We start from the raw sequence: 22,990 nt of genomic DNA on the forward strand, positions 1-22,990 counted from the left end.
CACATAAGACGCGGATTTTTGATTTTCAGCCCATATAAAACGTAGCATTCAAATTCATTGAGCCACTGTAATCGCCACATCTCCTCCGACAACCTCCCATCGCGTTTTGATGTTCTCCGCTGACAGATCAGCGACGCACTCCCATCCGATGAAGTAACCGTTGTTCAGAAAAAGAAAGCAGACCACCTTTTCAAAATCTAAGCAACATTCGCCGTCCGTCAAAAGTAGCGGATCACCCGCCGTTCAACGCCATGATCGCCGTGCTGACGGCTCGCATCGTGGCTGTTGGCGATTTTGCTTTGTTGGCTCCTCGTTCCGCCGATACCCACGGGTGCAGCTCCAGCGGTTCCAGCGGGCGGGCGGTTTCGTGGCTGATGCGTTCCAGTACTTTTGCGCTGGCTGCCGGGCCGGTTACTTTGACGGGTGCTCCGTCGAGCGGGGCCGAGGTCAGCTCCGTGATGGCGAAGTACTCCCGCTCGCTTGCCTCCTTCACCGGCCAGTACCTGAAATAGCCGATCTTGCCGTTCGCCGAAATGGAGAGCGCCGCGTAGCGCTCTTCGAGCTCCAGCACCGCCAGCGCATCTCCCGTCACCGCCGACAGCCGCGCCACCGCCTCGACGTGCGCTCCGCGCCACTCAACGCGGCACTGTTTCCGCAACTCGTTTTCGATGAATCGCGCCGGCGCGAGCGGATAGAAGAGCAGCATCCGCCGATCCACTCCGGCGGGCTGGCCGGGAGATGGCTCCAGCGCCATGTCGTGCCACTGCCATTTGTCAGCCTCGTCGAGGAAGTAGCCTGCCTCGATTCTGCAAAGCGTGTCGCGATTATCCGGGGAAGCATCCTGCGTGAACCAGGCAGGGAGCGGCATGAGTCCTGCGGGCGAAAAGCTGAGAGCGACAGGCTCGTCGCGCCATTCGCGCAGCATCGAGACGAGCTTTTTGGCGAGCCGGTGAGCTTTCGGGCCGCCAAGATCGTCCATGCCGCCCTCGATGGTGCGGCACATGGTCATGGTGAACGAGCCGTGGCCGGTCGATTTGACTCGCGCCACGGTGGTGCTGCTTGCGTCAAACGCGCAGGCGATCTGGCTTCGGCTCATCAGTCGAGGGTAAGATGCTTTTGGAGGAGTTCGAGCTTTTTTTTGCCGATTCCTTTTACTTTCAGAAAATCGTTAAAATGATCGACTTTTCCCCCCTTTTGTTTGCGGAACTCAATGAGCCGCCGGGCCATCACCGGGCCGACGCCGGGGATCCTCTGGAGCTGCGAGGCCGATGCCTTGCTGAAGGCCATCGTTCCGGTGAATCGCTTTTTCGACGAACGCCTCGCCGTTGATCGCGTCGCAGGCTCTTCCGGTTCCGCATCGCTTGCCACCACGCCGGGCGGTTCAGCGGCCACAGCGTCGCCGGGTTTCATGGCGAGAGTGAGCAGGCTGTCCACATCGTCCTCGGAGTAGCGGGCCACTTCGGCCTGCGCGATGGCCTTATCGGCCTCCTGCACCGAACCGCTGTACTTCAGCGCTCCGCCGAGCAGCAGGAAAAAGGTGAGCAGCGTGACGGCGGTCATCTCCGCCCTGGTGATGCCGAGTTTCACGGCAACATTGTCCAGAAATTTCATAAGGGGTTGAAAGTTCTGTTGTTGTAAGGGGTATTTCAGAGCATCGTAATTTTTCCGTATCCGACAGGATTCCGCACGCGAACCATTCCAGTCAGAAACCTGTCATTTTCTTCTGTAGGGACGGCTCTTGTGGCCGTCTTCTTGTTCTTTACACAAAAATCCTTTTCACCCGGCGCGAGACCGAGCAGAGCAGTTCGTAGCTGATCGTTCCGGCGGCGATGGCCTGTTCGCCCGCCGACGGGCTGTCCCAGCCGAAGAGCACCGCCGTGTCGCCGACCCTGACCGAGCGGTCGTTGCCGAGGTCAACCATCGTCTGATCCATCGTCACCGTGCCGACCTGCCGGAAGCTCTTGCCGCCGATGCAGACTCGCGCCCGGTTGGAGAGCGCACGGTGGAAGCCGTCGGCGTATCCCGCCGAAAGGGTGGCGATGCGCGTCGGCGACGGGGCGTTCCAGGTGCGGCTGTAGCTGATCGACGTTCCCGCCGCGACCTCCTTGACGAAGATCACCCGGCACTGGAACTGCATCACCGGCCTGACCGGCAGGCTTGTCGGTTCTGCGTCAACCGGGTGGCAGCCGTAGAGCAAAATGCCGGGGCGCACCATGTCGAGCCGCGAGTCCGGCATCGAGCCGATTGCGCCGCTGTTCGAGGCATGTTTCGTGACGGGTTTGCCCGTCCGCCGCTCGCAAGCGTTCGTCACGTCGAGGAACTGTTCGAGCTGGCGGGCGGTGAATCCTTCGGGCTTGTGGCTCTCGGCGAAGTGGGTGTAGAGGCCGGTGAGTTCGAGGTTCGGGCAGGCGTCGATCAGCTCCAGCAGCGAGGCCGCCTCTTCGGGCGTGACGCCGAGACGGCCCATGCCGGTATCTACCTTCACCTGCACCCGGAGCCGCCTGCCGCTCGCGGCGGCAATCGCCTCGGCGGCGCGCACCGTGTCGTGGTCGCAGACGGTCATCTCCACGCCGTGTTGCAGGTACAGGCCGATGTGCTCCGTGAGCGGCGAGGCGAAGGCGAGGAGGCGCGAGTCGTGCTGCATCCGGTGCTCTTCCTGGAGTTCAATCGCTTCGTGGATGTTGGCCACGCCGAAATCACGCACTCCTTCCGCTTCGAGCGTCGCCGTCACCTGCGCGGCGCCGTGGCCGTAGGCGTTGGCCTTGACGATGCCCATGATGCGGCACTGCGGCCCCGTGAGGTCGCGGATGCAGCGGAGGTTACGGCGGAGGTTGCCGAGCGAGATGAGCGCTTCGGAAAGATATGGCGCGTTCGGCGCGGCGACGGAGGGGTTCTGTTCGTGGCTAACGCTCACAAGGGTGACGGATGGTTGAGGTTCAGGCCGAAAGCCGGACATGCTCTAAAAAACGTTTTTTGCCCATGATTTTCAAAACAATGGCGATCCGCAGACGGAAATGGACAATTATTATTATATGTATTATTATTCACGAAAAACCATCATCAGAGCATCGAGCGCCATGACTAACGATATTTTCGACATTTCGGACAACACTCCGCTGGTTCTCATGAAGCAGCTTACCCGGCAAAAACGCGCCCGGTTCATGGCGAAGCTCGAATACATGAACCCCTGCTTTTCGCACTACTGCCGCGTTTCTGCGGCCATCGTGCGCGACGCCGAAGAGCGGGGTCTCATCCATCCCGGCATGACGCTCGTGGACTGGACCTTCGGCACCAGCGGCATCGCGCTGGCGATGGCCGCCGTCAGCCGGGGCTACAAGGTGTTGCTGGCCGCTCCGGAAAGCATCTGCCGCGAGAAGCAGGAGGTGCTCCGGGCGCTTGGCGCGGAGTTGGTGCTCACCCCGTCGGAGGCGCTGCCCGGTGATCTGCAAAGCTGCGTCGATGTGGCCGAGAACCTCGTGCGCAATCTGCCGAACGCTTGGTTGGCCAACATGTACGAAAATCCGGTCAGCCGCCAGGTGCATCAGGATGGTACGGGGCCGGAAATCTACCGTCAGAGCGAGGGCCAGGTGACGCACGTCTTTGTGCCGATGGCCTCTGGCGCGATGATCTCCGGAATCGGGCGCTACTTCAGGTCGGTCAATCCAGAGGTTCAGATCATCGGCGTCGAGCCGGAAGGCTCGATCTATGCCGATCTGCATGGCGGCAAGAGTCACGGCACTCCGGCGGCGTTCCGGCTCGAAGACATTGGCGCGGTCAGGCCGACCTCCTTTTGGGATCCCGAAGTGATCGACCGGATCGTGCAGGTCAGCGACGCCGACGCCTTCAACTGCGGTCGCGAGCTGCTGCACGCCGAAGCGGTCTTCGCGGGCGGCGCCTCCGGCGCGGCGATGTGCGCGGCGCTTCGGGAGGGCGAGGCGTATGGCGACGACGCGCTGGTGGTGGTGATGATGACCGATTTCGGCGGTTACGACCTGTCGCGCATGTACAGCGACGACTGGATGCGGCGGCAGGGATTTTACCGCAAAGCCAAAACGACGCTCGACCAGATCACTGCCGACGACATTCTGCAACGCAAGGCCCGCAAAGACCTCATCTTCGCCCAGCCCGAGCAGACGCTCGCCGAGGTGTTCGAGATGATGAAGCAGAACGACGTCTCCCAGATGCCCATCGTTTCGTTCGGCGCGCCTATCGGCAGCATCAGCGAAAACAGGATTCTCTCCATCCTCATCGAAAACGACTCGGCTATGAATGCCAAGGTGGTGGCCTTCATGGAGCGCCCGTTCCCGGTCTGCCAGCCCGACGCCACCATTTCCGAACTGTCGGAAAAATTGCAAGCCAACGCCGCCGGAGTGCTTATCAACCTCAGCGATGGTCGCCTGCAACTGATTAACAAATCAGACCTTATCGATACGCTGACCCACAAGTGAACGCTGCCTTGAAAACGCGCTATGATTCCGCCTCGACACTTTTCGGGATGGAATCAGCGGGGGATTCGCGGCAGCCGGGGTTCCTGAAGCTTTCGTGGAGGGGTCGTCGAAAAAAGTTTTTTGTCGGCCCACTGCATTATGTGGTTGTTTTTTTGGACTGATTTACTTATCTAAGCACTCCTGAACACACCGCTTCACGGAACCCGCATCAGAAAGGGTTTCCGCACGCCAGCCTGCAGAAGCCGCATTTCCCTGGACATGAGGCGCAAGTGACAGACCGGTCCGGGCAATGTTTCCGGAACCTGTTCAGGAAGGCACTTCCGAACCTCATGCACGCGCATGACAGAGTGCATGACCATGCGCTCCAACAACAGCGACATTTATGAAGGTAGAGTCCAGAAAGAGGCAGTACATACTCGAAGGCAAGATCAAACCGGGTTATTGCGACGGCTGCGGCGGCGTCACCCAGCAGACCTTTGTCGGCGAATGGAAGCCCAGCGACAAGCCGAGGGACGAGGACCCGCTCTTTGAATTGTCCGATAAAAAGTCGAAAGAGAAGAAGCATGTCGCGGAAGAGGAGGCTTCGGCTGCCGAAAACCAGTACTGGATTCGCTGCACCTCCTGCAACCAGGTGCATCTTCTCAAAGAGTGGCAGATTCAGATCGACAAGGATCTGAGTCCGGATGAACTGAACCCCGAAGATTGCCAGCTCTATACTCCTCACGGAATCTACGCGCAGGGTGACGCGCTGTACCACAAATCGCTCAACGAAGTGGGGGTGGTTCGTGAAAAACAGGCGACCGGAAGCGGCGCACATGTCATCATCGTGGAATTTTGCAAAAGCGGCCGAAAACAGCTTCTCGAAAACGTTCAGCTCAACCAGGGCAAGTCGAAAAGCACCGAGTCGGTCACCGATATTATCAAACTCAAATTACGGCGTTAAGAGTCGAATCACAGGCAAGGGGGTGAATTTCATTGGTCAGCGTTCAGATTAACGATAATGAATCGATTGACAAGCTGCTTAAGCGTTTCAAAAAGAAATACGAGAGAGCAGGCGTCCTGAAGGAGTTTCGCAAGAAGGCGTACTTCGTGAAGCCTTCAATCGATAACCGCCTGAAGCGTTCAAGAAGCAAGCGTCGCGCACAGCGCGCGAACGAAGAGCGCAACTCCTGATCTTTCAGGAATTCAGCATTGAAAAGCAGCTCCCTGTGGGGCTGCTTTTTTTTATCAACGATAAAACGAGCCAGCCATGAGCGTCTTTCAGGGCGAAGTTTCGAGCCTTCCGCCGGATAAATCGATTTCCCACCGCGCTGCCCTCATCGGCGCGCTTGCCGAAGGCGTGACCGAAATTTCCAATTTTTCGGGCGGATTCGACAACCAGTCAACCCTGTCGGTGCTGCGGGACGCCGGAATCTCCGTCCGGCAGGAGGAAATTCCCGCCGGTGACGGTCGGATCGAGCGGCGCGTCGTCATCGAGTCGAATGGCCTGTGGAGCTTCCGCGAGCCGTCGGAGCCGTTGATGTGCAACAACTCCGGCAGCACCATGCGCATGATGGCGGGAATTCTCGCCGCGCAGCCCTTCCGGAGCGAGCTGGTCGGCGACGCTTCGCTTATGAAGCGCCCGATGAAGCGCGTTGCCGATCCGCTTCGGCTGATGGGCGCGGACATTTCGCTCTCCGACGCCGGAACCGCGCCGGTGGTCATCCACGGCACCAAAGCGCTGAAAACCATCGAGTACCATCTTCCGGTGCCCTCGGCGCAGGTGAAGTCGCTGGTTGCGTTTGCGGCGCTTCACGCCGACGGTAAGTCGAAGATCATCGAGCCGATCCGCTCGCGCGACCATACCGAGCTGATGCTTGGCCTCGAAACCATCGACCGGCCAGACGGCGTTCGCGAAGTCATCATCGACGGGCGCAAGCCGATTGCCGCCAAGCCGTTCAAGGTGCCCGCCGATCCGTCGGCGGCCTGCTTCATGATCGCCCTCGGCCTGCTCGGCGAGCGCTCCGAAATCGTGCTGCGCGACGTCTGCCTCAACCCGACGCGGGTGGCATACATCGAGGTGCTTCAGGATGCTGGCGCGGGGCTTGGCATCGAGAATGTGCGTTCGGAAGGCGGCGAGCCGGTGGGCGACATCGTCGTGCGGAGCTGCTCCGGCCTCGCGCCGCTGCGCATCAGCGACCACGCGGTGGTGGCGGGGGTGATCGACGAGGTGCCGATGCTCGCCGTGCTTTCGGCCTTCGCATCGGGTGAGTTCGAGCTGCACAACGCCGCCGAGCTGCGCTCCAAGGAGAGCGACCGCATCGACGCGCTGGTGGTCAATCTGGAGCGTCTCGGCTTCGAGTGCGAGCAGTACGCCGACGGCTTCGTGGTCAAGGGGCGTCCGCAACGCAACTCCGAAGAGGTGGAGATCGAGTGCTTCGACGACCACCGCATCGCCATGAGCTTCGCCATCGCCGCCGAAGCCGCAGGCGCATCGCTGCGCCTCTCAGATCGCGACGTGGCAGGCGTGTCGTTCCCGAACTTCTTTAGTCTGATCGACTGGCTGCGGCAGTAGGGGGGAGAAGGGACGGGAAGGACTTCAGGGACAGCAAGGACGGAAAAGAGAAGAAAAGAGGAAACCCCAACTGGTGCGGACTGGTTGGGGTTTTTTGCGTTTTCGGGGGGACTTTCCGGCGTTTTTGACGGAGTGCGAATGTTGATTAGATTTCAAAATGAATCAGATTTTACTGAAGGGACTTGGCCAATGAGAATTGCAGAAGTTCATCCGCAGCCGGATTGGGTGTTGTCGATTGTCGCGGAAGATGGCCGTGTTGGCCTTTTCGATGTGACGCCTTATCTGGAATTTGAAGCATTTGAAGAGCTTCGAGACCATGCGGAATTCGTGAAGGTGAGTAACGGGGAATACTTCATCGAATGGGAGTGCGGCGCTGATTTGTCAGCCGACACTATCGAGGCGCGATGGAAGGTTGTGGGGGAAGATGCCGCGAAGGTATCAGCCAATTAGCACTCGCGTTTGAAATTCATATTTTGCAATGTTTGGTGACTGATTGATTGCTAAAGTGGAGGAATCGATTGGTATCAGGGTATTAAAAGGAGGCGCAGGATGGAATCTGTAGAGGAACTGGCGAAGAAAGCCATTGTGCTCGATCCGCAGGAGAGAGTCCGGCTGGTGGAGGCTATTTTGCACAGCCTCGATAAGCCCGATCCTGAAATCGAGAAAAAATGGGTAGCCGAATCAGAGGCTCGCTATGATGCTTTCAAGCGCGGCGAGCTTCAGGCTGAAGATTGGGATGAAATCAGAAAACGTTACGAACGTTGAAGGCCCGGTTCATTGAAACAGCTTCGTTTGAACTGGATGAAGCCGTTAAGTACTACGATTATCAGTTGCCGGGTTTGGGGTATCGCTTTTTCAGGGAGACATCGGCTTCCATAGATCGGATATTGTTCATGCCCGATGCGTGGCCGAAAGTAGGCGGACGAACAAGACGGTGTATGTTGAAAGGCTTTCCTTATGCCCTCTTCTACGTGCAAGAGCAGGAGGAAATCCTTGTCACGGCAGTTGCTCATCTTCACAGAGACCCCAAGCACTATCGTGACAGGATCGTATAGCGTTTCATTCACCCCCGACTGGTGAAAACTGGTCGGGGTTTTTTGCGTTTCTGGGGGTGGATCAACACGGAAATCCTGCGGCGAGTTTCCCAAATTTGTTGGCGTGGCGGTACAAAATTTTTACCTTCATAAAATGTGTTAGCTGAAGTACAAGGTAGTATCACCTTTCCCCCACAGCAAATGCCTCACGCAAGTTCCATCACACAGATCACGACCCTCGAAAGCCGGGGTGAATTGTCACAACGGCATTGTGCTCGCCGGAGCCGTTGGCGTTGGGCTGTTTCGGATTTTGATGGGGGGATTGGGGGTAAAAAAGTTTACAGCAGATTAAAAGCCCATTCGATGATTTGTAATAACGGCAACAAGACCTCGCAGGGCAATAACACGCTACTTTGTAGCGCTTATTCGTCCAATATGGCATGTAAGGCGCAATAGAGTAGCGCTGATAAACAAGTTGGCAGTAAGCCGAAGGCCGCACTCTATCAGTAAATATATTCCATTATGAAGATTATAAAAATTGAAGTTGAAAATTTTCGCCTACTAAAGAATTTTTCAATGGATTTGGAGGAAGACCTCTCCTTAGTTATCGGGAAAAACAATACGGGAAAAACCTCAATCCTTTCCGTTCTTGACAAGTTCCTGAACGAAAAAAGTAAGTTTTCTTATGATGATTTTAATATTGATTTCAAAAACGAATTAGAAGTTCTTATAAAATCAGGGGCTATTCCCGAAGAATTTACACCTAAAGGCATCAAGCTAAAAATATTTGTTGAATACAACGAGAAAGATGATTTGTCAAATGTTAGTAGGGTTTTGATGGATTTAGACCCGGACAATAACAAAATTGTATTGGGATTTGAATATACAACAAGCTACACTGATTTTTTAAAAATCAAAACCGAATATGCAGCTTTTGAAGCGAATGAAAAGGCGAAAGTTGACGCAAAAAAGAAAAATAAACCCAGCGAGATTAAAGATTTTTTAAAGCAAGGATTGGACAACTACTTTCGTACTCACAAGATGTCTTTTGAGTATGACATGGTTACTAAAAAAGTCAATGATACTAACTTTATAGACCTCGAAAGTGAAGGTATTGCTATCAAAGATATAATTGGTTTCAAATACATTAGTGCAAGACGAGATGTAACCAATAAGGAGAAGGAAAATACCTTATCAAAACAAACATCCAGTCTTTATAAAAAGCAGGAGGATAACAGCGATAAAAATCTAGCTACTGAAAATTTTAAAGACCAGCTTTCTGAAACTGATAGTACATTAAGCGAAATATACAAAGACCTGTTCAGTGATGTAATTAAAAAAGTACAGGATTTCGGAGGAATAAAACTAAACGATACTGATATAGAAATAATTTCAACACTGCAACATCGGGAACTACTTGAAGGAAATACAACCGTAGTATATACCCATGACGACCATAAACTACCCGAACATTACAATGGTTTAGGTTACATGAACCTTATAAGTATGATTTTTGAAATTGAAATTCTTGTCCAAGATTTCAAAAGAGATAAAGACAAAAGGCCAGCAGACATTAATTTGCTAATTATAGAAGAACCGGAAGCCCATACTCATCCACAAATGCAGTATGTTTTTATAAAGAATATAAAGAAATTACTTGCCGAAGGCATTAAACGTGATGACGGAATAAAAAGACAGCTACAATATATCATTACAACCCATTCGTCCCACATTGTTGCAGATAGTGATTTTGATGATATTAAATACTTGAAATCGGAAAACAAAAATAATGTTGTCGCAAAGAACCTTTCCGATTTAAGAAAACAGTATGATGCCGACCCAAGCCAATATCAATTTCTAAAACAATATTTAACAATAAGCCGGGCTGAAATTTTCTTTGCTGATAAAGTCGTTTTGATTGAAGGTGATACGGAAAGAATATTGATACCAACCTTTATGCGAAAAGTTGATTTGGAAGAAGCTGCTCGCCTGACGGCAGAAGGTAAAGATGATACTTTTCTTCCGCTATTATCCCAAAATATATCAATAATTGAAGTGGGGGCGTATTCTCAAATCTTTGAAAAATTTATTGATTTTTTAGGTATTAAATCTTTGATATTAACGGATATTGATGCCATTAAAGTTATAAAACAAGATGAAAAAGGGCAAGATGTTTGGGGTGCTTGCCCCGTTAATGAGGGAACAAAAACAAGCAATTCTGCAATCAATCATTTTTTAAAAGAAGTTGCTTGGAATGATTTAAAAACACTGTCTGTTGGGAACAGAACAATCTTAATAGGAAGTTCTACAGTTTGTATTTGCTATCAACAAGAAGAGAATACCTATCATGCAAGAAGTTTTGAAGATGCTTTTATTCATTTAAATAGGGAATTTGTAAAAGGCAGTAAAGGAACCTTTCAAGGATTGAAAAATGCCTCCTATTTTGATGATGACACCAAAAGTCCTTATGAGTTGGCGGGTTCCTGTATCAAGAAGAAAACTCATTTTGCATTGGATATTTTATATCATAGTGACGAGAATTTTAGTAACTGGAATATTCCTGCATATATCAAAAATGGTTTATTATGGTTGAAGGAAGATTAGTTTTGGAACCCGAAGTACAGGAAATTTTTAAATCAATTGATAGTGGAAGAAATTTCCTTTTGAGTGGTGGAGCCGGGAGCGGCAAAACCTATTCACTGGTAAGTGTCATTCGTCAGGTAATTGTCGAACATCCAACAGCAAAAGTTGCCTGCATGACATACACCAATGCAGCTGTAAAGGAAATTGAAGAAAGAGTAAACCATAAGAACCTTAACGTATCTACAATTCACGACTTCTTATGGGATAATATAAAACACTTTCAAAAGGAGCTTAAAGAGGCTATCATTTCTTTGGCGAATAATGAAGAAGTTAGCAAGATTTCAATTGAGGATGTACATCCCATTCCCGATACCTATTTTGACCTTTTGCCTGATGGAATACAATACAAAGAATTTGTAAAGTTGCGTGAAGGGATAATTTCTCATGATGAATTACTTATTGTCGCCAATTTCCTGTTCGAGAAATATCCCAAGCTGAGTAGTATAGTAAAAGATAAATACAAATTCATTTTTATTGACGAGTATCAAGATACAAGCAAAGCTGTTGTAGATACCTTTCTTACTCATTTTAAGAAAAGTGAAAGGAAAAATATTATTGGTTTTTTTGGCGATGCGATGCAATCAATTTATGAAGATGGTATTGGGAATTTAGATGATTACAAGGGAAACGATGCCGATAGTGTAAATGAAATTCCCAAAAAGCAAAATAGAAGAAACCCTCAACTCGTAATTGATTTAGCAAATAAACTTAGAACTGACGGAATAACACAAGGACCTTCCACTGACCCTAAAGCACCTAATATGGTTGAAGGTATAGTAAAGCAAGGCACTGTGTTGTTTTTACATTCTACGGATGGAGATATTAGTAAGGTTGAAAAATTCCTGGAAGAAAATTATGGCTGGGATTTCAATAATGCAAAAGAAACAAAGGAATTGAACCTTACTCACAATCTAATAGCAGGCAAAGCTGGCTTTAGAACTTTAATGGATATTTATGATGATGACCCCATTATTGGTTTAAAATTTGAAATACTTGAAAAGATTAAATACAACAAGAAAAACAAAAAGCCGGAAATCGAAATCAATGACGATGATACTTTTGATGTTGTTGTAGATAAGTTTCAATTAAAAAACAGGCAGAAGCAACTAAAAAAGGATATTATTTTGGCCGACCCTTTAAAAGCAGAACTTTATAACCAATTAAAGGATAAGTCGTTTTCGGTAGTAAGAAAAATTTATTTGAATAAAGATGCTCTTATTGATGACAAAAAGCAAGACGAAAATGATGAGAATAAAAAAGGTTCAAAAAGGGATAATCTGATAAAGCACTTATTTAAAATTCAAACTAATATTTCACTGTACCAAAATAAAAGATATAACGAGTTTTTAAGAGCCACTGATTATCGTTTTAGGATAGTAAGCATAGCAAGTAAAAGGGCATTAAAAGAAAATATGGAAAGCCTTGTGGATGTTGGAGAAAAAACAATTGAAGACGTAATTAATGATGCTAATGAAAAAGGTATTTGTTTGATTGATGATAAACTAATTGACTTTAGGGATAAGAAAGAGTATTTGTACAATCGTGTAAAAGATGTCAAGTTTAGTGAATTTCAAAAACTATATGAATACTTAGAAGGGCAAACACCGTTTTCAACACAACATAAAACTAAAGGTGCTGAATTTAATAATGTTCTGGTGATACTAGATAACGGAGGATGGAACAATTACAATTTCGGAAATCTTTTTTTGGAAACAGGCTCGGCAAGTGTATTGGATAGAACTCAAAAGATATTTTATGTTTGTTGTACAAGGGCTAAGGAAAATTTAGCAGTTTTTTTTCATAACCCTGAACCGCAAGTAATAGCTAAAGCTAAAGTATGGTTTGGAGATGGTAATGTTATTGATATTGATAGATAAGGCCTACAGCTAACAAGGTATTGCCAAAAGCGGGGCTGAACGGCTTCGATTGAACTTAATTACTAAATACTGTGGTATTTCTATTAGGCGTCAGTGCTAAACTCCCCGCCTTCGGCAATACCCAAAACGTTATAAAAAATAAGTTTTTTTAGCGTGAGAATGTTCGTTATACAGGGGAAGAAACGCAACCCCCCCAACCAGTCCACACCGGTTGGGGGTTCTTCTTTTTTACAGACTTTGCAAATGCTCCAGCAATATGCCGTTGAACATCGCGGGCTGGTCGAGGTTCGAGAGGTGGCCTGCTTCGGGAATCAGTTCGAGCTTTGAGCCGGGAATCAAGGCGTGCATTCCGGCGGCGACTTCCGGTGTGGTGACGGTGTCCTCCATGCCGTTGATGATGAGCGCCGGGCAGGCGATTTCGGTCAGCAGCTCCGTCGAATCCTTCCGCTCGGCGATGGCTCGCATCGCTTCGCTGATCTCCTCCGGCGCTTGGCGGACGATGCTCTCCCGCGTTTTCTCGACGAGCGGCTGGTTCGAGGCGTAACTCTCCTTCGCGAAAAAGTTCGGCACCATCCTCGCGGCGGCCTCTTCCGATCCCTTCTCCATCACCGCATTTCTGAACTGCTGCCGCCCGGCCAGCACCTCCGGCGAATCGGCGTTGGCCCGCGTGTCGCAAAGCACCAGCGAATCGATCAGCTCCGGAAAGAGGCGGTAAAATGCCAGCGCCTGGTAGCCGCCCATCGAGAGGCCAGCGACGGTCGCGCTCGACCAGTCGAGCGCTTCGACGAGCCGGGCAAGGTCGCGGGCGTAATCCTCCATGCTCCATCCAGGGCGCGACGGCGAACTGTCGAAGCCATAGACGTACGGCGCGACGACCCGGTAGCCCGACTCGGCGAGCGGGGCGAGTTGCGGCTCCCACATCTGTGCCGAAACCGGGAAAGCGTGCAAAAGCAACACGTTACCGGCGTCTCCGCCCGCCGCTCCAGTAAAGGTCAGCATGGCTCAGTTCTCCTGCGCTTTGGACTGGCTGCCGCGAATGTCGCGGATGATGGTGTTGGCCTCGTCGAGAATCTTGCGGGCCTCGTCGCGAGCGCTGTCGATGATCTCCTGCGAGCGGCGCTTGGCCTCGTTGCTGTACGCCGTGTCGCTCTCCGACTCCTCGTACATCTCGGTAGCCCGGTCGATGGCTCGCTTGACCTTGCCGCTGATGATCATCTGGGTATCCTCGCCCTTGCGCGGAGCGAAAAGCAGTCCCATGATGGTGCCGACTGCCGCGCCGAGAACGGCTCCGAAAAACAGTCCCTTGTAGTATTTATCCTGATTTTCCATGATCGAAGGAGTTGGGTTGGAAAGTTTACCGTAAGAATATAACAAAAGGCAGGCGCTAAAAAGGTTCATCCCCATTGAATCGGGATTGGGCGGGGGAGGAATCTGTTCCCCGGCTTGAAAGCCGGGGCAATGTGAATGGAAGAGTGCTGAATGTCCGGAGGGTTAAAACCTTCCTGAATGCAAGAGACCGGTTTTTGCGCATCAGCCCCGCCCATCGTCCTTGCCCTCCTTTGTGTCCCTGCTGACCTTCTCGTTCTTTCCCCGGCCTGCAATTTTTACCCCCGCAAAATTTCCAGCACCTCCGCTTCGAGGCCGGAGAGCGTTTCGATCAGGTCGGGGCGGCAGAGCACACGGAATTTTTTTGTGTAGCGCTCGAAGGAGAGGATGAAGTCCGAGCCGAACACCGATTCGCGGAAATCGTCGAAGCGGATGTAGCCGTTCGCGTCGGTTGGTTGGGCCATGTGGCGATGCTCGCTCTTGGTCGGCCAGACGCGCAGTTCGCGGAAGTCGTCGTAGTCGAACACATCCTTCGAGGCGGGCGCGTCGATGAGCACCTCGTGGCCAGCGAGCCGTTTGCCGGTTTTTCTGCCGACGAGATCGCAGATTTCCAGCTCCTTCTCCTTGCGGCGGCAGTGGTCGGCGCTGTAGGCGAACCAGACCGGATCGATCTCCATCTCCGGGCCGGAGTAGGGGCGGATGGTCATGGCCCGTTTATAGACGCGGCGCTCCAGAATCGCGTCGAGCAGCTCCGCCGCCGGAAGGCCGAGGTGGCGGATCAAGCGTTCGAGTTCGTAGAGCACCCGGTCGTCGGAGTTGAAGTAGAACAGCTCGCGCAGGGCAGCGGCTGGCAGGCGGCCATCGTCGGCGACCTCCTGCAAGAGTCGGCGCAGCATCGCCGCGAAGGTGCGGCTGGTGTGGTGCCAATAGACGTTGCGCATCATCATGTACTTGGCGAAAAGCAGGCTTTCGAGCGGCGCGATCCCTTTTTCGGTGATCGCCAGCCGCCGCCGCTCCGGGTCGGGCACGAACGACTCGATGAGCCGCTCGATGTCGATGCTGCCGTAAGGAATATTGCAGTGGTGCGCGTCGCGCATGAGGTAGTCCATCTTGTCGGGATCGAGCGTACCGCTCACCAGCTTGCCGAGCGGGTGCGCCGTCTTGCCCGCGATGATCTCCGTCACGACGCCCGGATCGACCCGCCAGTCGTCGTGCAGAATCGCGGCGATGGAGGGCGAGCCGTGATGCTCCTCGTTCAGGAACTGGCCGGTGAGCGATTCGTGGTGCGCGAACACTGCCGAACGGTCGCCCGCCGGGGTGATCTCCTCCAGTACATGCGCGTGGGGATAGTGGCCGATGTCGTGCAACAGGCAGGTTGCCAGCAACGTGCGGCAGGTCTCGTCGTCGAACTGCAAGCGTTCGCTTTGCAATTCAAGCGCCAGCGGATTGCTCACCATGCGCTGCAAGATCATTTTCATCAAATGATAAACCCCGATCGAGTGCTCGAAGCGGGTATGGTTCGCGCCGGGATAGACCTGCTGGGCGAACGAAAGCTGGCGGATGCCTTTGAGGCGCAGGAACGACGGATGGGCGAGAATTTTTTTGAGCGGCGCGCTCAGCGGAATGTGGCCCCAGATGGGGATGCGGATGAAGCCGCCTTCGGAGCGGAACAGGAAGGGCTCGGCGATCATGAGAATTCGTTTGTTTTCGATGGTTTTCAAGATACGCAGCGAATTTCCTGCGGAGAAAAGAGGGTCAAAAAAAAACCGCAGTTTTGTTGCTGCGGCTTTTTTTTGCTTTTGGAAGCGGCGGGTCAGTACCTCGGACGGGAAGCCGGACGCTCTTCGCGCGGTCTGGCTTCGTTCACGCTGATTTTTCTGCCATTCAGCTCGGTTTGGTTCAGGCTCGAGATAGCCTCGGTGGCTTCTGCGTCATTAGGCATTTCAACGAATCCGAATCCTTTTGAACGGCCAGTGAATTTATCCGTGATAACATTCGATTTGGATACCGTTCCAAATTCACCAAATGCGTTGTTCAAGTCCGCTTCAGTGACGCCGTAGTCAAGATTCCCAATGTAAATATTCATATTTATTTAATGAATAAGTGCTTTTATAGAAAAAGATTAGCTGCCAAATAATCAAAAGCACAAATCACTTGAAAGCATTTAGACCAACCATTGGTCTGACCGATAATTTACTTCTTATTGTTCAATCATACAAGCCCAAGTGATCTCCCGATTGCCGGGAATGCGGATGCCGGGATCAACGAGCTTCAGCCGTTATCCAGATGGATGAATGGATGTCACGGTCATTACTCCGGCAAAAAACATTCGCAATCGCCGTCGCCGGGAAGGATTTCACTAAAGCCTTTATTTATTATGCCTTATCCATAAATCCTGTCCGGAAAGCTTTTGGGATGGGGCAATTATTTGAGGGTTATAATCGCCGAAGCAGTAGTAAGAGGTCGAGCGGCGGCAGCGATCCTTTTTTCCTGGTGAACCTGAGGGGAGCTTTGAGGCTCCGGCGGCGTCCGGAAATTCAGGAAAGCGCAAAAAAAAGATGTTGATCGGGCCATGAGGCTGTCTCAAAAAGAAGAGAGAGGAACGATTTTTTTAAGATGCCAACAACGTCGAGCGAAGAGTCCGGAAAAGCCACGTAAAAGCATTTCCGATCAGTCAAATATCGTGCCGCGCGAAAAAAACGGATTTTCTCCTGACCGTGGCCGGGGCGGAATGACTCATAGAGGAACAAACGATTATCCTCAAAATAACGGTATCCCGGATAGTCTTTTGAGGCCACCTCGCGTGTGTCGCAGGGTTAGAGTGTGAAGAAAAGCGGGCACTCTTTTTGCAACAAGGCGTTGAAGCTCAGCGTTTCAGCCATTATGGCTCCCTCCCGCCACCATCGGTCTGAAATCCGGCCTTGCCAACCGGCTCGCTCAGTACCGGTCGAGCGTGAACTTTTCGCCGAGGTACATCTTGCGGGCCTCGGCGTTTTCGGCGATCTCTGCGGGTGTGCCCTGCATGAAGATGCTGCCGTCGAAGAGCAGGTAGGCGTGGTTGGTAATCGAGAGCGTTTCGTGGACGTTGTGGTCGGTGATGAGTACGCCGATGTTGCGCTGCACGAGGCCCTCGACGATCTGCTGGATGTCCTCCACGGCGATGGGATCGACGCCCGCGAAGGGTTCGTCGAGCAGAATGAAACGCGGGTCGAGCGCCAGGGCGCGGGCGATCTCCGTGCGGCGGCGCTCGCCGCCCGACAGCGAATAGCCCATGCTTTTGCGGATGTGCGAGATGCTGAGGTCTTCGAGCATCTGGTCGGTCTTTTCCAGCCGCTCGGCTTTGGAGAGCGAGGTGAATTCGAGTACGCCGAGGATGTTCTCCTCGACGGTCAGCTTCCGGAACACCGACGCCTCCTGCGGCAGGTAGCCGATCCCTTTGCGCGCCCGCTTGTACATTGGCAGGTCGGTGATCTGTTCCTGGTCGAGCAGCACCTGGCCCGCGTCGGGTTTGACCAGCCCCACGATCATGTAAAACGTGGTGGTTTTGCCCGCGCCGTTCGGGCCGAGCAGGCCCACGATTTCGCCCTGCCTGACCTGGAGGGTCGAGCTTTTGACCACCTCGCGCTTGTTGTAAATCTTCTTCAGATTGGTACAGCTCAGTATCGAACCCATGGTATGCACATCAAGATTTTATTCGTCTGACCATCGTTGCCGAAGCCTTTTTCAGGGGCGCCCGGCTCGCCAAATATAACGATCATCTTGCTCATTTTGATCTGGCGAACTATTCCGCGCTATCGCCGGGACATACCGGGCAAACGCAAAGAGCAGATGAGCCGTCCGTTAGTCAGACAGCACTTTTATTTTGCTGGCTTCGAGGTAACCGGTTTGGCCACTGGCCGTTTTGACCTTCCACCACGCTTCGCTCTTTTGGTTATAGGTGGAGAATTTTTCGTTGCTGTTGATTTTCGCGACAATTTTGCTGGATGATGACTTTGCGCTGTGAACGTATGCGAATCCATGAGGATCGTCGAGAACAGCGCTCAGATTGAACGCAACGAGCGTTGTCAGCAATTGGGGCCGGATGGTGAGCCGGTCATCGGCGATCCTCAGTGGCGGTATCAGTGGCCTGACGGTGTTATGTGACGGCTCATCCGGCTGGGTGGCTGGCGGCGTTGTCGTTCCGGCGCCCGGCTGTTGCGGCGTCGCTGCGGTGGTGTCTGGTGGCGGGTCAGCCTGTTGACCTGCCGGTGGGTCGGGGTTGACAGGCGGCAGGTCGGGCTTGTTGTTGAGCGTTACCAGAAGCGTGGCGACGGCGGTGATTACAGCGGCAATTCCGGTCAGAATACCGGGCAGTGATGTCAAAAAATGTTTGTTGTCCTCTGCCATGATAAGGTTATTTCTGATTGATTGACAGCCGGGTCGAGGGGTGGTAAAGATTTTCTCTTTCCCTGATATCACTCTTTTCCGGTTTTATCGAAAACTCAAAGCAGCGCGAGTCGCCATCGATTTGCCCATCATTTTTCACGCCTCGCTTTCAAGTCGGGCCAAAAAGCGGTAACGTCAAATTTGAATTTGCATCGTCGAAAATCTCAACTATCTGTCGTTATGAAAAAGGTCATGGCATACCGGGGAGCGCACCCGGAGATTCACGAGTCCGTATTTCTGGCTGAAGGTTCTTACGTCATTGGCGACGTCAAGATTGGCGCGCATTCGAGCGTCTGGTTCAACGCCGTGGTCAGGGGCGATGTGTGCCCGATTACCATCGGCGAAAAAACCAGCGTACAGGACAACGCGACGCTGCACGTGACGCACGACACCGGCCCGCTCGTGATCGGCAGCAACGTCACCATCGGTCACGCCGCCACGCTGCACGCCTGCACGGTCGAAGATAACGTGCTCATCGGCATGAGCGCCACGCTGCTCGACCACTGCGTCGTTGAACCCTGGTCGATTGTGGCCGCCGGATCGCTGGTGAAGCAGGGCTTCCGCGTGCCGACGGGAATGCTTGTCGCCGGAGTTCCGGCCAAGGTGATTCGCCCGATTACCGAAGAGGAGCGCCGGAACATCGCCGAGTCGCCGGAAAACTACGTGCGCTACGTGCAGCATTACCGCGAAGAGGGCTACGAGGGAAGGTAACATCTGTACTTATGCGACCGATCAGTCGGATCGCGCGGGTTGGCGCTGCTTTTGAGTGCCCCTGGTAAAGCCCGTTACGTTTTTCTGCAATCATTTCGCTACATTACAAATCATTTTTCAATCGAACTTTCACCAGCTTTCTCATGGCGCAAAAAGAGGTAATCATCATCGGCGGCGGCATCAGCGGACTCAGCATGGCATTCTACTGTTCGCAGGCCGGCATGAAAACCACGCTGATCGAAAAGGAGACGGCCGTCGGCGGTTCGTTCTCCTCTCCGCAGTTTTCGAACAACGGCAACAAATTCTGGCTGGAGATGGGCGCGCACACCTGCTACAGCTCCTACCAGAACCTGCTTGGCATCGTCGAGGCTTGCGGGATCATGGATACGCTCATTCCCCGCGCCAAAGTTCCCTTCACGCTGCTCAAGAACGGCAAGGTGTCGTCGATCATGTCCGGCCTCAATATTTTCGAACTGCTCCGTCACGTTCCGAGTATCTTTTCCCTCAAGAAGGAGAATATGTCGGTGCGCTCGTACTACTCGAAAATCGTTGGCGAGAACAACTACCGCAACACGGTGAGCCACTTCTTCAATGCGGTGCCGTCGCAGCCGACCGACGATTTCCCCGCCGACATGATGTTCAAGAGCCGCGAGAAGCGCAAGGATGTGCTCAAGAACTACACCTTCAAGACAGGCTTGCAGGGCGTTGCCCGCGCCATTGCCGACCAGAAGGGGATCGAGGTTCGCGCCGGTTCGCCCGCGCAGTCGGTGGCGCACTCCGGCGGCAGGTATGTCGTCAAAACCGCCGATGGCCAGGAGTTTTCCGGTGACGCGCTCGTCATCGCGCTTCCTTCGGCTCCGGCGGCGCGACTGGTGCACGACATCAATCCGGGGCTTGCCGACCACTTCACCAAACTCCGGTATGCCGATGTCGATTCGGTTGGCGTGGTGGTGAAGAAGAGCGACGTGTCGCTCAAGCCGGTGGCGGCGATCATTTCGCCGAACGACAACTTTTTCTCGATGGTGTCGCGCGACACCGTGCCGGACGAGCATTTCCGCGGTTTCGCCTTCCACTTCCGCCCCGGCCTCGACGAGAGCGCCAAAGTGAAGCGCATCACCGAAGTGCTCGGCATCACCCGCTCGAAGATTCAGCACGCGGTCAACAAAAAGAATGTGGTGCCGTCGTTGCGCCTCGGCCACAAGGAGTGGGCCGACAAGACCGATCAACTCCTCGGCAACGTGCGCAACCTCTACATGACCGGCAACTACTACGGCGGCATGGCCATCGAGGATTGCGTCAGCCGCTCCCGCGAAGAGTTCGACCGCATGAAGATTTCGCGCTGAATGAATGCGACAGCAACGATTGCCGGTACACTTGAGTCACTCTTCGGAGTCTGGCTCGGCCCGATTCTGTTTGCTTTCTTTGCTGTCGTTCTCTCTCTCGGAGCCAACACCCTCTTTAAAAGAAGCATAGCGTTTTTCCGCAAGCAGGGAGTCGCCGACGCGCTTCCGTTCGAGCGTCTCTACTGGCCGTTCAGGCTGATTGTCGTGCTTGCCGGTCTGGCCGTGTTTCTCGATTACGCCCAGTTGCCCGACGCCGCTGTGCGGCTGCTGAAGCATCTGTTCCTGATCCTCTCGATTGTCACCGCAGCGTGGTTCATCATGCGGACGCTCGCCGTGCTCGAACAGTTCGTTCTGACGCATTACCGGTCGCGGAGCAAGCAGAGCGAAATTGCTGCCAAAAAGGTGGCCACCAACATCAATCTGGCCCGCAAGATCGTCAACGCGCTCATCATCGTGCTGGCCGTGTCGGGCGTGCTGATGACCTTCGACACGGTTCGGCAGGTCGGCCTGAGCATCCTCGCCTCCGCCGGTATTGCGGGCGTCATCCTCGGTTTCGCCGCGCAGAAAAGCCTCGGCACCCTCGTCGCGGGCATCCAGATCGCCATCGCCCAGCCCATCAGTATCGACGATGTGGTGATTGTCGAGGGCGAGTGGGGGCGCATCGAAGAGATTACGCTGACCTACGTCGTGGTGCTGATCTGGGACCAGCGCCGGATGATCGTGCCCATCACCTGGTTTCTCGACAAGCCGTTCCAGAACTGGACGCGCAGCTCCACCGAGCTGCTCGGCACGGTGTTCCTCTATGTTGACTACGCCATTCCGGTCGAAACGCTCCGCCAGAAGCTCGAAGCCATCGTCGCCTCCACGCCCCTCTGGGACAAGCGCGTCGTGCGGCTCCAGGTCACCAAAGCCACCGACAAAACCGTCGAACTCCGCGCCCTCATGAGCGCGGCTAACTCCTCCGACCTTTGGGAGCTTCGCTGCCTGGTGCGTGAGCGCCTCATCGACTTCATCCGCATCAACTACCCCGGCGGCCTGCCCAAAGTGCGCATGGAGTTCGAAGGCGGAGCCCCCAGCGTCGCCGCCGCCGCTTCTTCTGCCGTTGAGGAGTAGGGTTGGGGAATGACTGAGAATATTTGATTCTGATAGGTCGAGGCGAGGTGGCTTTCTGTTTTTTGCTGCTCAACAGAGCATCGGTTCTAAAAAATACCCCTACAATCATGAAGAAAAAACGCTTGTTTCTTTCGTCACTCAGCGCTGTTCTGCTTGGCGTGTTTTTTTGTTTTAATGCAGGCTGTGCTCAAGACAGCGCAAAAAGTTTGTCGGACATACAGCATAAGGCTGAACAGGGTAATCCTGTGTTCCAATACAATCGCGGGGTGATGTATGCTTTGGGCAAGGGTGTAAAACAGAGCTACCCTGAAGCCGTCAAATGGTTTCGCCTTGCTGCCAGGCAGGGATATGCACCCGCGCAATACGATCTCGGCGTATCCTATGCCAAAGGGTTTGGTATTGAACGCAATGAGGCCGAAGCCGTCAAATGGTTTCGCCTTGCTGCTGAGCAAGGATATGCACCAGCGCAAGATGCTCTCGGTGTATCCTATACCAAAGGGCGGGGGGTAGAGCAAAATGATGCCGAAGCGGTGAAATGGTGGCAGCTTGCTGCCGGGCAGGGGTATTCGGCTGCGCAATACAATCTGGGATTGATGTATGCCTCTGGCAAAGGTGTGGAACAGGATTATGTCAAAGCGGTCAAGTGGTGGCGGTTGGCTGCCGAGCAAGGTGATGCAGAAGCTCAATTCAATGTTGGAACGGCTTATTTAAACGGCCAGAGTGTCGAAAAAAGTGATGCCACTGCGTTACAATGGTGGCGTTTGTCTGCACAGAAACGGTACCCACCAGCTCAATATTATATCGGAACCATGTATGCGAGTGGACGGGGCGTTGCGCGAAGCGAGACCGAAGCGGCACAGTGGTTTCAACTTTCGGCGGAACAAGGCTATGCATTGGCGCAATCCGCTCTTGGAGAAATGTATGCTAAAGGTCAAGGTGTTACGCAGGATGTTTCAGAGTCGAAAAAATGGTTTCAATTAGCCGCGCAACAAGGCTTTGTTCAGGCCCAGTGTTTACTTGGGTCAATGTTATACACGCAGGGCAATGGTCAATATGCCGAAGCATTAAGGCTGTTTCGACTTGCTGCTGAGCAGGGGAGCGCATTTGCTCAGTACAGTGTAGGTGTTATGTATAATAAAGGTCGGGGAGTCAAGCAAAGCAGTGCTGAAGCGGTCAAGTGGTGGCGACTTGCGGCCGGACAGAGAGACGTGAAGTCTTTTCAGGGGCAAATCGAATGCTGGGATGGTGAATCTCAGCTAAAGCTTGACAGATTTGGTTTTGCAGAGGCGCAATATAACCTCGGAGTGATGTATGCAAATGGTGACGGTATAGAACAGAATGAAGTAGAGGCGCTGAAATGGTGGCAGCTCGCGGCAGAGTACGGGCACAAGCTTGCCCAGTTCAATGTTGCTATGTCTTTAGGCCACCTCGAAAAAGAGGGATTTGAAATATTCTTCTGACCAGCGACATCGAAACAAGGCAATATTGCCCGCAAAAGCAGTGGTTCATTGATATT

21 protein-coding genes are annotated in these 22,990 nt (G+C 52.9%); 12 read left to right on the top strand and 9 right to left on the bottom strand.

The features are described 5' to 3' along the window. Positions 1-232: 232 nt before the first annotated feature. From EST62_RS00240 to alr, 3 genes are all read right to left on the bottom strand, one after another. Positions 233-1,096 carry a hypothetical protein gene (locus tag EST62_RS00240; protein WP_129050109.1) on the bottom strand — a complete coding sequence of 288 codons (864 nt, stop codon included), beginning with the start codon at positions 1,094-1,096 and terminating at the stop codon, positions 233-235. Next, on the bottom strand, positions 1,096-1,611 hold the full coding sequence (locus EST62_RS00245) for a helix-hairpin-helix domain-containing protein (RefSeq protein ID WP_129050110.1): 516 nt from the start codon (positions 1,609-1,611) through the stop codon (positions 1,096-1,098). The genes EST62_RS00240 and EST62_RS00245 overlap by 1 nt, the downstream gene beginning before the upstream one ends. 148 nt (positions 1,612-1,759) lie before the next feature. Then, positions 1,760-2,914 (bottom strand): alanine racemase, encoded by a 1,155-nt coding sequence (alr, locus tag EST62_RS00250; RefSeq protein WP_129050111.1) that lies wholly within the window; start codon positions 2,912-2,914, stop codon positions 1,760-1,762. A 163-nt stretch (positions 2,915-3,077) separates the two neighbouring features. Between alr and EST62_RS00255 the strand changes: the two genes are divergently transcribed. The 8 genes from EST62_RS00255 to EST62_RS00295 all read left to right on the top strand — a co-directional run bounded on the left by EST62_RS00255 (position 3,078) and on the right by EST62_RS00295 (position 12,556). Further along, entirely contained in the window at positions 3,078-4,448 is a 1,371-nt protein-coding gene (locus EST62_RS00255; protein WP_129050112.1) for a cystathionine beta-synthase, read from the top strand. A gap of 382 nt (positions 4,449-4,830) precedes the next feature. Then, positions 4,831-5,391, top strand: a complete 561-nt coding sequence (locus tag EST62_RS00260) for a hypothetical protein (RefSeq protein WP_129050113.1) — start codon at positions 4,831-4,833, stop codon at positions 5,389-5,391. A 32-nt stretch (positions 5,392-5,423) separates the two neighbouring features. Further along, positions 5,424-5,621 (top strand): 30S ribosomal protein S21, encoded by a 198-nt coding sequence (gene rpsU, locus EST62_RS00265; protein ID WP_129050114.1) that lies wholly within the window; start codon positions 5,424-5,426, stop codon positions 5,619-5,621. Between the two features lie 76 nt (positions 5,622-5,697). Next, positions 5,698-7,002, top strand: a complete 1,305-nt coding sequence (gene aroA, locus EST62_RS00270; RefSeq protein WP_129050115.1) for a 3-phosphoshikimate 1-carboxyvinyltransferase — start codon at positions 5,698-5,700, stop codon at positions 7,000-7,002. Positions 7,003-7,191: 189 nt separating this feature from the next. After that, entirely contained in the window at positions 7,192-7,452 is a 261-nt protein-coding gene (locus EST62_RS00275; RefSeq protein WP_129050130.1) for a DUF2442 domain-containing protein, read from the top strand. Positions 7,453-7,551: 99 nt separating this feature from the next. Next, the gene (locus tag EST62_RS00280) at positions 7,552-7,767 is read left to right on the top strand and encodes an addiction module protein (RefSeq protein WP_129050116.1); all 216 of its coding nucleotides are present in this window, start codon (positions 7,552-7,554) and stop codon (positions 7,765-7,767) included. A gap of 791 nt (positions 7,768-8,558) precedes the next feature. Next, positions 8,559-10,640 carry an ATP-dependent endonuclease gene (locus EST62_RS00290; RefSeq protein ID WP_129050117.1) on the top strand — a complete coding sequence of 694 codons (2,082 nt, stop codon included), beginning with the start codon at positions 8,559-8,561 and terminating at the stop codon, positions 10,638-10,640. Beyond that, positions 10,622-12,556, top strand: coding sequence for a UvrD-helicase domain-containing protein (locus EST62_RS00295; RefSeq protein WP_129050118.1), 1,935 nt, complete (start codon positions 10,622-10,624; stop codon positions 12,554-12,556). Before EST62_RS00290 ends, EST62_RS00295 begins: the two co-directional genes overlap by 19 nt. Before the next feature lie 228 nt (positions 12,557-12,784). On the opposite strand, the gene EST62_RS00300 is transcribed toward EST62_RS00295, so the two are convergent. The 6 genes from EST62_RS00300 to EST62_RS00325 all read right to left on the bottom strand — a co-directional run bounded on the left by EST62_RS00300 (position 12,785) and on the right by EST62_RS00325 (position 18,244). Further along, complete coding sequence (locus EST62_RS00300) at positions 12,785-13,555, bottom strand: alpha/beta fold hydrolase (RefSeq protein WP_129050119.1); 771 nt, start codon at positions 13,553-13,555, stop codon at positions 12,785-12,787. A gap of 3 nt (positions 13,556-13,558) precedes the next feature. After that, positions 13,559-13,885: a YtxH domain-containing protein gene (locus EST62_RS00305; RefSeq protein WP_129050120.1), complete on the bottom strand. Its 327-nt coding sequence runs from the start codon at positions 13,883-13,885 to the stop codon at positions 13,559-13,561. A gap of 275 nt (positions 13,886-14,160) precedes the next feature. After that, positions 14,161-15,573: an HD domain-containing protein gene (locus EST62_RS00310; RefSeq protein ID WP_129050121.1), complete on the bottom strand. Its 1,413-nt coding sequence runs from the start codon at positions 15,571-15,573 to the stop codon at positions 14,161-14,163. A gap of 122 nt (positions 15,574-15,695) precedes the next feature. Beyond that, positions 15,696-15,968, bottom strand: coding sequence for an RNA-binding protein (locus tag EST62_RS00315; RefSeq protein WP_129050122.1), 273 nt, complete (start codon positions 15,966-15,968; stop codon positions 15,696-15,698). 851 nt (positions 15,969-16,819) lie between these two features. After that, complete coding sequence (gene lptB / locus EST62_RS00320; protein WP_167599080.1) at positions 16,820-17,554, bottom strand: LPS export ABC transporter ATP-binding protein; 735 nt, start codon at positions 17,552-17,554, stop codon at positions 16,820-16,822. 168 nt (positions 17,555-17,722) lie between these two features. Beyond that, positions 17,723-18,244 carry an SH3 domain-containing protein gene (locus tag EST62_RS00325; protein ID WP_167599081.1) on the bottom strand — a complete coding sequence of 174 codons (522 nt, stop codon included), beginning with the start codon at positions 18,242-18,244 and terminating at the stop codon, positions 17,723-17,725. Between the two features lie 243 nt (positions 18,245-18,487). Here EST62_RS00325 and EST62_RS00330 point away from each other — a divergent pair, with 243 nt between their 5' ends. The 4 genes from EST62_RS00330 (at position 18,488) to EST62_RS00345 (ending at position 22,934) form a co-directional block, all read left to right on the top strand. After that, a complete protein-coding gene (locus tag EST62_RS00330) occupies positions 18,488-19,018 on the top strand; it encodes a gamma carbonic anhydrase family protein (RefSeq protein ID WP_167599082.1) in 531 nt (176 codons plus the stop codon). Positions 19,019-19,161: 143 nt separating this feature from the next. Continuing rightward, the gene (locus EST62_RS00335) at positions 19,162-20,361 is read left to right on the top strand and encodes an NAD(P)/FAD-dependent oxidoreductase (protein ID WP_129050125.1); all 1,200 of its coding nucleotides are present in this window, start codon (positions 19,162-19,164) and stop codon (positions 20,359-20,361) included. Continuing rightward, positions 20,362-21,474 (top strand): mechanosensitive ion channel family protein, encoded by a 1,113-nt coding sequence (locus EST62_RS00340; protein ID WP_129050126.1) that lies wholly within the window; start codon positions 20,362-20,364, stop codon positions 21,472-21,474. 107 nt (positions 21,475-21,581) lie between these two features. Continuing rightward, positions 21,582-22,934, top strand: a complete 1,353-nt coding sequence (locus EST62_RS00345) for a tetratricopeptide repeat protein (RefSeq protein WP_129050127.1) — start codon at positions 21,582-21,584, stop codon at positions 22,932-22,934. The last annotated feature ends 56 nt before the right edge of the window (positions 22,935-22,990 follow it).

This window comes from Chlorobaculum sp. 24CR, assembly GCF_004118635.1.
Taxonomy (GTDB): domain Bacteria; phylum Bacteroidota; class Chlorobiia; order Chlorobiales; family Chlorobiaceae; genus Chlorobaculum.

Excerpts from the sequence above, each read along its gene's own strand:
- EST62_RS00275 (WP_129050130.1), top strand. The coding sequence starts at position 7,192 with ATGAGAATTGCAGAAGTTCATCCGCAGCCGGATTGGGTGTTGTCGATT.
- EST62_RS00295 (WP_129050118.1), top strand. The coding sequence starts at position 10,622 with ATGGTTGAAGGAAGATTAGTTTTGGAACCCGAAGTACAGGAAATTTTT.
- aroA (WP_129050115.1), top strand. The coding sequence starts at position 5,698 with ATGAGCGTCTTTCAGGGCGAAGTTTCGAGCCTTCCGCCGGATAAATCG.
- EST62_RS00300 (WP_129050119.1), bottom strand. The coding sequence starts at position 13,555 with ATGCTGACCTTTACTGGAGCGGCGGGCGGAGACGCCGGTAACGTGTTG.
- lptB (WP_167599080.1), bottom strand. The coding sequence starts at position 17,554 with ATGGGTTCGATACTGAGCTGTACCAATCTGAAGAAGATTTACAACAAG.
- EST62_RS00305 (WP_129050120.1), bottom strand. The coding sequence starts at position 13,885 with ATGGAAAATCAGGATAAATACTACAAGGGACTGTTTTTCGGAGCCGTT.
- EST62_RS00330 (WP_167599082.1), top strand. The coding sequence starts at position 18,488 with ATGAAAAAGGTCATGGCATACCGGGGAGCGCACCCGGAGATTCACGAG.
- EST62_RS00315 (WP_129050122.1), bottom strand. The coding sequence starts at position 15,968 with ATGAATATTTACATTGGGAATCTTGACTACGGCGTCACTGAAGCGGAC.
- EST62_RS00260 (WP_129050113.1), top strand. The coding sequence starts at position 4,831 with ATGAAGGTAGAGTCCAGAAAGAGGCAGTACATACTCGAAGGCAAGATC.
- EST62_RS00280 (WP_129050116.1), top strand. The coding sequence starts at position 7,552 with ATGGAATCTGTAGAGGAACTGGCGAAGAAAGCCATTGTGCTCGATCCG.
- EST62_RS00255 (WP_129050112.1), top strand. The coding sequence starts at position 3,078 with ATGACTAACGATATTTTCGACATTTCGGACAACACTCCGCTGGTTCTC.
- EST62_RS00310 (WP_129050121.1), bottom strand. The coding sequence starts at position 15,573 with ATGATCGCCGAGCCCTTCCTGTTCCGCTCCGAAGGCGGCTTCATCCGC.
- EST62_RS00245 (WP_129050110.1), bottom strand. The coding sequence starts at position 1,611 with ATGAAATTTCTGGACAATGTTGCCGTGAAACTCGGCATCACCAGGGCG.
- EST62_RS00335 (WP_129050125.1), top strand. The coding sequence starts at position 19,162 with ATGGCGCAAAAAGAGGTAATCATCATCGGCGGCGGCATCAGCGGACTC.
- EST62_RS00290 (WP_129050117.1), top strand. The coding sequence starts at position 8,559 with ATGAAGATTATAAAAATTGAAGTTGAAAATTTTCGCCTACTAAAGAAT.
- EST62_RS00340 (WP_129050126.1), top strand. The coding sequence starts at position 20,362 with ATGAATGCGACAGCAACGATTGCCGGTACACTTGAGTCACTCTTCGGA.
- EST62_RS00240 (WP_129050109.1), bottom strand. The coding sequence starts at position 1,096 with ATGAGCCGAAGCCAGATCGCCTGCGCGTTTGACGCAAGCAGCACCACC.
- EST62_RS00345 (WP_129050127.1), top strand. The coding sequence starts at position 21,582 with ATGAAGAAAAAACGCTTGTTTCTTTCGTCACTCAGCGCTGTTCTGCTT.